7 protein-coding genes are annotated in these 10,130 nt (G+C 69.9%); 2 read left to right on the top strand and 5 right to left on the bottom strand.

Annotated features, from left to right (window positions below; all coding sequences use genetic code 11):
* The 4 genes from AAW14_RS38565 to AAW14_RS38550 all read right to left on the bottom strand — a co-directional run.
* Positions 1-4,644: non-ribosomal peptide synthetase (locus AAW14_RS38565; protein WP_265569140.1), on the bottom strand; the 4,644-nt coding region annotated here is incomplete at its 3' end.
* Between the two features lie 1,004 nt (positions 4,645-5,648).
* Positions 5,649-5,822, bottom strand: a complete 174-nt coding sequence (locus AAW14_RS38560) for a hypothetical protein (protein WP_265569139.1) — start codon at positions 5,820-5,822, stop codon at positions 5,649-5,651.
* Positions 5,823-6,677 carry an ABC transporter permease gene (locus AAW14_RS38555; RefSeq protein ID WP_265569138.1) on the bottom strand — a complete coding sequence of 285 codons (855 nt, stop codon included), beginning with the start codon at positions 6,675-6,677 and terminating at the stop codon, positions 5,823-5,825.
* Positions 6,674-7,585, bottom strand: a complete 912-nt coding sequence (locus AAW14_RS38550) for an ABC transporter ATP-binding protein (RefSeq protein ID WP_265569137.1) — start codon at positions 7,583-7,585, stop codon at positions 6,674-6,676. The genes AAW14_RS38555 and AAW14_RS38550 overlap by 4 nt, the downstream gene beginning before the upstream one ends.
* A 133-nt stretch (positions 7,586-7,718) precedes the next feature.
* On the opposite strand from AAW14_RS38550, the gene AAW14_RS38545 reads away from it, so the two are divergent.
* The gene (locus AAW14_RS38545; protein WP_265569136.1) at positions 7,719-8,939 is read left to right on the top strand and encodes a sensor histidine kinase; all 1,221 of its coding nucleotides are present in this window, start codon (positions 7,719-7,721) and stop codon (positions 8,937-8,939) included.
* Positions 8,936-9,598 (top strand): response regulator, encoded by a 663-nt coding sequence (locus AAW14_RS38540; RefSeq protein WP_265569135.1) that lies wholly within the window; start codon positions 8,936-8,938, stop codon positions 9,596-9,598. The genes AAW14_RS38545 and AAW14_RS38540 overlap by 4 nt, the downstream gene beginning before the upstream one ends.
* Positions 9,599-9,914: 316 nt before the next feature.
* Here the strand turns inward: AAW14_RS38540 and AAW14_RS38535 are convergent.
* A partial coding sequence (locus AAW14_RS38535; RefSeq protein WP_265569134.1) for a phosphopantetheine-binding protein occupies positions 9,915-10,130 on the bottom strand: 216 nt, incomplete at its 5' end.

Here is a 10,130-nt window from a genome sequence, read left to right as displayed (position 1 = left end):
CCGACGACGCTCGACCTCACCCAGCACATCCACCGCACCCAGCGGCGCATCCGCCTCCCCGTCGAGGGTCGCCTCGAGCGCCGCCACGAGGTTGGCCACGGCGATGTGCATCAGTTCGCCGACCGCATGCGGGTCGATGGGATCGATCGAGTCGATCGCCAGCTCCAGCGTGTCGCCGTCGTCCGTCACCGCGACGGCCAGCGGGTAGTTGTTGCGGTCATCCACGAAGGCCACGCGGATCCCGGTGATCGGTTCGGTCGATGCTGTCCTCGCAGGCTCCGTGCCCCGGACGCCCCGGCTGTGCCGGTAGTTGAAGAAGGACGTGAACAACGGGCTGTTGCCGGGAACCCCGCTCGCACGCTGGGCCAGCGCCAGCGGCGCGTGCTCGTGCTCCAGCAGCTCGGCGAGCTGACCGCGCATCGCGGACACGGCCTCAAAGGCACCGAGTTCACCGGTACGCAGGCGCACGGGAAGGGTGTTCATGAACAGGCCCAGGACGCGGTCGGAGCCTTCGCCGGCGTTCATGCGGCCGAACAGGACGGTGCCGAACACCACGTCCGTGCGTCCGGAGACCGCCGAAAGCACACGCGCCCAGGCGACATGCAGGACGGGAGCCGAGCTGACGCCCATCCGCCGGGCAACCTCCCGTACCCGATGGGTCAGCTGCGGCGGCAGGACGAGTTCACGCCGGCTCACGCCGCTTCCGTCGCCGCGCGCCTCGACCACGCCGTACGGAGCGGTCGGTTCCGTGACGTCGCCCAGCAGCTCGGCGAAGTAGCGCCGATGCTCGGCCTCGTCGACGGCGCCGCGCGCCTGGGCAACGAAGTTGCGGAAAGGGAGCGGCTGTTCCAGCTCGTCGCCGTGCCCGGTGAGGAAGGCGTACACCTCCTCCAGCAGGATCTCCTTGGCGGTGTGATCCTGCACCATGTGGTGCATTCGGATCAGGGCGAGCCATCGGTCGTCGGCCTCGCCGCGGGGAGCGCGGGCCAACTGCAGGCTGATCAACGGGGCCTGGCTGAGGTCCATCGTCGTACTGCCGAACGTCACCAACTCGGCTATCGGGTCGGCACCATGCGGGTCCAGGACCACCTCGTCGGTGGACAGCTCGGCCCGGCGCCACACCACCTGAACCGGTTCGCGCAGGCCGTCCCACACGATGCCCGTGCGCAAGATGTCATGACGGTCGACCACCTGTTGCAGTGCGCGCAGAAAACGGTCGACGTGGTCGCGCGAGTCGAACTCGAGAACTGTCGGCAGGGCGTAGGCGTCCTCCCCGCCGTCCAGCAGGTGGTGGAAGAGCAGGCCCTCCTGGAGCGGGGCAAGGGGGTAGATGTCGGCGATGTTGGCCGCGCCGCCCTCGACGGTGGCGGCGATCCGCTCGATCTCCTCCGCGGTGAGGTCCACCAGCGGCAGCATCTGCGGGGTGATGGCGGTCGCGTCGGACGGGATCAGGTTCTCGGGCACCGTGAACTGGGCCGAGCCGTTGGTCAGCGCGAGCCCGGCCGGGGTCGGGCTCGCGAACAGCGCACGCACGGAAACGGAGACGCCGCGGGCGCGCAGCCGCTCGACGAGGCGAACGGCCAGCAGCGAGTGACCCCCGAGCGAGAAGAAGTTGTCATCGACGCCGACGCGCTCCAGGCCAAGGGCTTCGGCGAACTCCTCGCACAGGATCTGCTCCTGGCGACCCGCCGGACGGCGTCCGTCCCCGGCCGTGTACTCCGGGGCGGGCAGCGCCTTGCGGTCGAGCTTGCCGTTCACCGTCAGTGGCAGCGTGTCCATCAGCACGACGGCCGACGGGACCATGTACTGCGGCAGTCGCCGTCCAAGGAACTCGGCCACGGATGCGGCTAGTTCACCTTCCTTCGACTCGCCGTCCGTGGCGACCACGTAGGCGACCAGGCGCACGTCGCCCTGCGCGTCCTCCCGCGGGACGACGGCCGCCCGCGCGACCCGAGGGTGCGCGGCGACCACGGACTGGACCTCACCGGGCTCGATCCGGAACCCGCGGATCTTGATCTGTTCGTCCGCGCGGCCGGCGAAGACCAGCCGACCGTCCTCGGTCCAGCGCACCAGGTCGCCGGTCCGGTAGAAACGCTCACCCTCTGCGTACGGGGACGCGACGAACCGCTCCGCCGTGAGGTCCGGGCGGCCGACGTATCCGCGGGCCAGCTGTGCGCCGGCGATGTAGAGCTCGCCCGTGACGCCGGGCGCGACCGGCTGGAGACTGCCGTCCAGAACGTACATCCGGGTGTTGGCGACCGGGCCCCCGAACGGCACCGCGCCTGTGCCGTCCGGGTCGATCTTCCCGACCGCGGTTATCACGGCAGCCTCGGTCGGGCCGTAGGCGTGGACGAGTCGCCGGCCACGGGCCCACGCCCGGGCCAGCGCCGGGTCGATGCTCTCGGAGCCGACGACCATGGCGCCGACACCTGTGAGGTCATCCAGGTTCAGTACGGCCAGCAGGGAGGGGACCAAGCTCGCAGAGCGGACCCCGGCCGACTCCACCAGGGCGCGCAGCAGCGCGGGTTCGGACCGCTCGGTCGCGTTCGCCACGACCAGGGTGCCACCGTGGGCCAGGGTGACCGCCACATCCAGCACGGAGGCGTCGAAGTTGAACGAGGCGAACTGGAGCACCGGAACGCCCGGGCCGACCTCCATCAGGGGGCCGAACACCGACACCAGGTTGGCCAGGGCGCCGTGGCCGGTCGCCACGCCCTTCGGCAAGCCGGTCGAGCCGGAGGTGTAGATGACGTACGCCAGCCCGCCGTGGACAACCGCGGCGTGCGGGGCGGTGGCGGGAAGGGCGGCCGGCTCAGCGACGTCGTGGGGGTCGTCGAGCCACACCACCTGGTCCGTGGGGAGCTCGCCCGCGACGCCGTCTGCCGCATCCCGGGTACTGAGCACCACCTGGGCCCCGCTGTCGTCCAGGATGAAGGCCAGCCGGTCCGCCGGGTGCTCCGGGTCGAGGGGGACGTAGGCTCCGCCGGCCTTCCACACGGCAAGGATCGCCACCACGATGTCGATGCCGCGCGGCAGGCAGAGGCCCACCACCGACTCGGCACCCACGCCGAGTGCGGTCAGGCGACGGGCGAGCCGGTTCGCCCGCGCGTCGAGTTCGGCGTACGTGAGCTCGGCGCCCTCGTACACCACGGCGACGGCGTCCGGGGTCCGCTCGACGTGTGACGCGAACTGCACCGGCACCAGGGCCGGTTCGGCCTCGGCCGCGGTGTCGTTCCAGGCGGTCAGCAGGCGGTCGCGTTCGGCCGTGCCGAGGACGTCGACGGTGCTGACCCGTGCCTGCGGCGCCGCGGTCAGCTGCTCGACCACGCGGGCCAGGCGCTCGGCGAGCCGGACGGCGGAAGCGGCCTCGAACAAGTCCGCGGACACGGTCACCGAACCGCGCACGCCCGCCGGGGCTCCGGCCTCGTCGAAGGTCTCCTCGGCTACGACCTCGAGGTCGAACTTGGCGACCGTGCCGACCGGCGCCGCCCCCGCGGACAGCGCCGCGGGCAGCCCCGCGGCCCGCGCCCCGACGATGTCGGCCTCGGCGCGGGCGACGTTCTCCACGCTGAGCATGACCTGGAACAGCGGATGGCGGGCCAGGGAGCGAGTCGGGGCAAGCTCCTCGACCAGCTTCTCGAACGGGACGTCCTGGTGCTCGAACGCGGACAGGTTCGTCTCGCGCACCCGCGCCAGGAGCTCGATGAACGTCGGATCACCGGACACGTCGGTGCGCAGCACAAGGCTGTTGACGAAGAAGCCGACCAGGTCGCGCAGCCCCGCGTCGGTGCGGCCGACCACCGCCGTGCCGATCGGCAGGTCGGCGCCCGCCCCAAGCTTGGACAGCAGCACTGCGAGTGCGGCCTGCAGCACCATGAACACGGTCACGCCCTCGGCCCGGGCCAACTCCGCCAGCCGGGCGTGTGCCTCGGCGGGGATCGCCAGCGGGGCGCTGTGGCCGCGATACGACGCCGTCTGAGGGCGGTTGTGGTCGTACGGGATCTCCAGCTCTTCAGGCGTGCCGCTCAATGTGCGCCGCCAGTAGTCGACCTGACGGCTCATCACACTCTGCGAGTCGTTCAGATCCCCGAGCAGTTCTCGTTGCCAGAGGGTGTAGTCCGCGTACTGGACGGGCAGCGGCTCCCAGTCCGGCGCCCGGCCCTCGCGGCGTGCCGCGTAGGCGGCGGAGACGTCGTCAGCCAGAGGGCGCATCGAGTAGCCGTCGGCGGCGATGTGGTGCACCACCACGGCCAGCACGTGCTCCCCCGGGCCGGTGGTGAACAGCCAGGAACGGATGGGTGGTTCGGCGGACAGGTCGAAGGCGTACCGGGACGCGTCGGCCAGCGCGTCGGCGAGGTCGGCCGACGGGGCGGACGCGTCGGCGCCGGAAAGGTCCACCCGCTGGAGGGCCCAGTCCAGGTCCTCGATGTCATGGATGTGCTGGTACGGCTCGCCGTCGGCCACGGCGAAGGTGGTCCGCAGCACCTCGTGTCGTTCGAGGACATCGCGCAGTGCCGCCGCGAGCGCGTCCTGGTTCAGTTCGCCGACCAGCGGGAGCGCGAGTGGAATGTTGTAGTTGGCGCTCGGCCCCTCGAGCTGCTGGATGAACCACAACCGACGCTGCGCGAATGACAACGGAATCATCAGGCCCCCTCCTGCTTACGTCCTGGCCGCGACGTCGGCCGAGGCTGACTGTTGAACTCCGGCCGCCGCTTTCCTTGCCCTGGGGCTGGTGTGGCTGACAGCGCCGGTAGGCACGGCTGTGGAGACCGTCCGGCTTCTCCGCACGGTCCGGCCTGTCATAACCGCTGATACACAGGCCCTCAGTCGATGGCGGCCGTCGGCAGCACCGCATCGAAACAGATTCCCAGCCGGGCGTACGCCCTGTATTTCGTCTTTCGGCAGTACGGGGCACCGCGGCTTCCCCGGCAGTCACTATGGCTCACGGTCCGGCGGTGATCAATGTTTGGCCTACGTGCCCCGACGTTGCCCTCGGCAGCGGGTTCAAATCGATAGGAGGCTGTGTTCAACTGCCTTCCGGGGGCAGTTGAACACTGGGGACTCGTCGCCCGATTCTTGACAGACACGAGCAGGGGCGCCGTGAAATGATCCATGATCGGCGCCGCTGGTGAGCCGGCGGGCCGTGACCCAGCCGTATTTGATCCAGCCGAAGAAGGTCGCCCGTGGCATGCCGAATTCGCGGTCGACGTCCGTCGGACGCCATTCGTGCCGCCGAGATGTTCGGCTCCCCGCAGGGCCTGCTCCTGCTGCCTGATGCGGCCCCGTTCCTGCAGCCGTGCGCGGACGCGTGGATGCCGACGTGTTCACGGCCTTTGGGCGGACGGAAACGCTCGGAATTCAGGACTTCTGCAATGACGCAGGCGGAGTTGCCGGTATCCGCGAGTCCACCGATCCGCGCGGCCGGTCGGGGATGGCAGCTGGACCGGTCCATCCGGGCGACCGGGCAGATGAGTTCTCCGGCGGGCACCGGACCAGCCGACCTGGACGGCGACGCCGCGTTCGCTGGCGCCGACGACGGTGACTCCCACCCTCTCGTTCAGGTGCCTGGGCAGCTGTGGTCGGTCTGCATCGATGACGGTGGGCGCCTGCCGGACGGCGGGGAGGTCGGCGGCCAGGGCCGGACCTGGTCACGCCCGGTAGCCGTGAGGATGTCGGGCCAGGGAGGCGGCGTGGCGGTCGTACTCCTCACCGAGTTGCCGCCTTTCGGCCGGCGCATGTTCCCAGTCCTTGTCCGGCTCCCCGGCCGCTGTCACGGTCCCGGAGTGGTGATCGATCACCACTCCGGCCTGGCGGTTCGCCACTCACTGGTCCCGGCGGTCCGAGGAGAAGACGGCCAGCACGATGGCGACCAGCGCCCAGACGGCGTAGACGGTCCAGGCTCCGGTCGTCGTCCACGGCCACGCCGCCGTGCTGGACTGGTCGTAGGCCAGGCGCCGCCACGCCTGGGAGACCATCATGTGGAGAATGTCGACCGAAAAGTGCCGATGACTGCTCAGAACAGTCGGCAGCACGAAGAGCAGCGTGATCGTCGTGACGATGGTGAGCACGCTGTGCCGGATGACTGCGGCCATGCCCATGCCCACGAGCGCGGAAACCGGAGCGAGCAACGCAGACGCCACGACCAGGCGTAGTGCGCCGGGATGGCCAAGGCCGACGCCGGCGTCGCGACCGGACAGGATCCACTGGGCCACACCGAACGAGGCCAACGCCACGACCGCCCCGAAGACCGTCGTGGTCGCGACAACCACCACCACCTTCGCAGCCATCACCGAACGGCGGGCCGGGACAGCGGTGAAGGTCGTGCGGATCATGCCGGTGGTGTACTCACCCAGGATCGTGATGGCGCCGATGGCACCGGCGCCGAGCATCACCAGGGTGGCACTGCCCGTGGAGAACGAGTCGGCCACCGCCCCGAACGTGCGGAAATACGCCTGGTGCTCCGCGTCGTATCCCGGCCAGTTCTGGTAGTCGGCGATGGCGGCGGTGGCGCTGAAGCCAACGATCGCCAGAACGCTGACCGAGAATGCCCAGATGGTCGAGCGCAGTGACCACAACTTGATCCACTCTGCGACGAGGAGGTCAGTGAACCGGGCCCGGCGCTCCGGGATCGGCACGTCGGCCAGCACGGTCCTCGTCGTAGTCGTCGGCGCGGTCATCGGGTCTCTCCTGCGAGGTATTCGACGCTGTCGGCGGTCAGTTCCATGAACGCCTCCTCCAGCGAGCCGGTGTTGGTGGTCAACTCGTGCAGCAGGATGCGGCGTTGAAGGGCGATCTCGCCGATCCGCGCCGAGCTGAGCCCGACCACCGTGAGCTGCCCGTCTGGCTTGCGCTGGACCGACGCACCCTCAGCGGTCAGCAGTGACGACAGCTCGGCGGCGTCCGGCGTGCGGACCGACACGCTCCGGCCGGCGCCGCGGGCCGCGAAGTCCGCAACGCTCTCCGCCGCGATGAGCTCACCGCGGCCAAGGACGATGAGCTGGTCGGCGGTGTTCTCCATCTCGGTCATCAGGTGGCTGGAGACGAAGACCGTGCGCCCCTCGGCGGCCAGTCGGCGGAACAGGCCGCGCACCCAGTACACGCCTTCCGGGTCAAGGCCGTTGAGCGGCTCATCGAAGAGCAGCACCGGCGGGTCTCCGAGCAGCGCGGCGGCAATGCCGAGGCGCTGGCGCATGCCGAGAGAGAAGCCGCCGATTCGTCGGTTCGCCGCGTCGGCCAGACCGACCTCGCGCAGCACCTCGTCCACCCGACTGCGTGGGATCCTGTTGCTGCGGGCCAGCGCGTACAGATGCGCCCGGGCGGTGCGCCCGCCGTGCGCATCACCGGCATCCAGCAGTGCGCCCACGTGCCGCAGCCCCCTGGGCAGTTCGCGGAACGGGTGACCGTCGATGGTGGCGGACCCGCTGGTGGGGGTGTGCAGGCCAAGGATCATCCTCAGTGTGGTGCTCTTGCCGGCGCCGTTGGGGCCGAGGAACCCGGTGACGGAGCCCGGTTTCACGGTGAAACTCAGATTGTTGACCGCCAGGTTCTTGCCGTAACGCTTCGTCAGTTCGTGGACTTCGATCACATGGCCAATCGTGCCGCCGAGGCGATGCACAGTGAATCGGACCTATGACGACACTTCCCCGACCTGCCTGTCAACCAGGGGAGTACACCCACGGTCCCATGCCAGGCGGACACCGCTTGACTATCATCGGCACATGCACGCCACTCCGACCCTCCCGCTGCTGAAGCGCGTGCCACCGGGCGCCTGGACAGCTCTCACCTGGATGGTGGTCACCATCTACCCCGCGCTGCTGGTCGGGCACCATGGCGCCGTCGCCTGGCTGAACGGTATCGCTGCCGATGGCCACTCGGCAGCTGACCGGGACTGGAACCTGTTGTCCCTGGCCGCACTCGTCGCGCTGGCGGGCAGCGCGCTGCTGGAGCGCCGACCACTGGCCGCCATGGCCCTGCTGATCACCGCCTCGCTGGGCGTGGCCAGCGGGTGGCGGTACGGGGGGCAGCTTCCGCCCCTGCAGTTCCTCGCGGCAGACATCGCGCTCTGCCTGATCACGGCCACCCGCCCGCGGCGGGCCTCACGCATCGCGGCGGCCATGCTGATCGGCATGCTGGTCGCGCACATCGCCATGGTCCCCGACACCGACATCGGCGACGCCCAGGGATCGGTGTTGCTGGCCGTCATCGCCTGGCTGATCGGCCGCTCGATGCACCAGTCCCGCGACTACGCCGAGAAGTTCGGCGCCCAGGCCGCCGCCCAGGCGGTCACCGCCGAGCGGCTGCGGATCGCCCGCGAGCTGCACGACATCGTCGCGCACACCATCGGCATCGTCGCCCTGCAGGCCGGCGCGGCACGCCGGGTCATCGACACCCAGCCGGCCCGTGCCCGCGACGCGCTGGGCGAGATCGAGACGGCGAGCCGGGAGACGCTGTCCGGGCTGCGCCGGATGCTCGGTGCTCTCCGGCAGGCCGAGCCGAGTGCGGACGGCGAGCGGGCAACCCGGGAGCCGGCCCCGATGGAGCCCGGTCCAGGTCTGGCCGACATCGCCCGACTCGCCGAGACCACGAAGGCCGCCGGCGTCCTGGTCGACGTCCAGTGGCGTGGCGAGCGGCGGCATTACCCCCCGGAGATCGACATGTCGGCCTTCCGGATCGTCCAGGAGGCGGTCACCAACGTGGTGCGCTATGCGAACACCCAGTCGTGCCAGGTGTCCATCGACTGCCAGGAGGCGGAGCTGTCCATCGAGGTCCTGAACGACGGTGACGGACGCCGTAACGGCAGCACCTCGGGGTCCGGCCTCGGCCTGGTGGGCATGCGCGAGCGGGTCGACCTGCTGCACGGCGAGTTTTCCGCCGCGCCACGTCCCGAGGGCGGCTTCCGGGTCGCCGCGCGTCTTCCGGTCCCGGCGGGAGTGCGATGACCATCCGCGTGGTACTGGCCGACGACCAGCCGCTGATCCGCACAGCCCTGCAGATGGTGATCGCCGACGCTCCCGACCTGGAGGTGGTCGGTGAGGCGGGCAATGGCGCCGAGGCGGTCGAACTGACCGACACCCTGCGGCCCGACGTCGTGGTGATGGACATCCGGATGCCCGGAATGGACGGCATCGAGGCCACCAGGCAGATCACCGCCGGTCCCGGAACGGCCCAAGTCGTGGTGCTCACCACCTTCGATGACGACGACTACGTCTACGCCGCGCTGCGGGCAGGCGCCTCCGGCTTCCTGGTCAAGGACATGGCGCTGGAGGAGATACTGGCCGCGGTGCGGGTGGTCAGCGCCGGCGACGGCCTCATCGCCCCCAGCGTCACCCGGCGGCTGATCAAGGAGTTCGCCGGCCGCACTTCGTCCGGGGGTTCCACCACGCCGCGGCGCACCATCAGTGGCATTACCGACCGGGAACGCGAGGTGCTCATTCTGATCGGCCGAGGCATGTCCAACGCCGAGATCGCCGAACACCTGGTGATCAGTGTCGCCACCGTCAAAACCTATGTGACCCGGTTGCTCACCAAGCTCGACGCCCGTGACCGGGTCCAGTTGGTGATCATTGCGTATGAGGCCGGCCTGGTGACACCGCACTGATCGGTGAAGCTCGCGCACTCAGACGGCCGAGGCCGCCTGACCGCTGAGGGCCAGCGACTTGCCCGGGCGGCATCCGCGCCCAGGCCGCCGACCGCGCCGAGCACCGCATGGTGCGAGGGCACGGCCTCGTGGTGACCGACTCGTGGTGACCGATGGAGTGATCAGCCAGCGAGCCGACGACGGTCTACGGGTCGGTGACCACGTCCTCCCCAGAACCGACGTCAGTCGGCCGCCGCACCCGATTACACGGGCTGCGACGGCCGACCGTCGACTGTGATCCTTGTGGCTCATCCTGCCTGATCTGGGGAGTGCGGTTTCATCGTCGGCCGCCCTGGTTGCGCATCGGTCGCAGAGCCGGCCGAGTGGACTTCTCGGTCCCGACCTGCTTTGCGAGTCCGGCCACGGTCGGCGAGTCAAACACCGTCCGGATCTGGACGTCGACGCCCAGAAGTGTACGAATCCGTGAGACGAGTTCGATGGCGAGGAGGGAGTGTCCGCCGAGGTCGAAGAAGTCGTCGTCGACGCCGACGGT

The sequence above is a fragment of the Streptomyces hygroscopicus genome (genome assembly GCF_026168105.1).
Lineage (GTDB): Bacteria > Actinomycetota > Actinomycetes > Streptomycetales > Streptomycetaceae > Streptomyces > Streptomyces hygroscopicus_D.
This window is presented reverse-complemented; position numbering and strand designations above follow the sequence as displayed.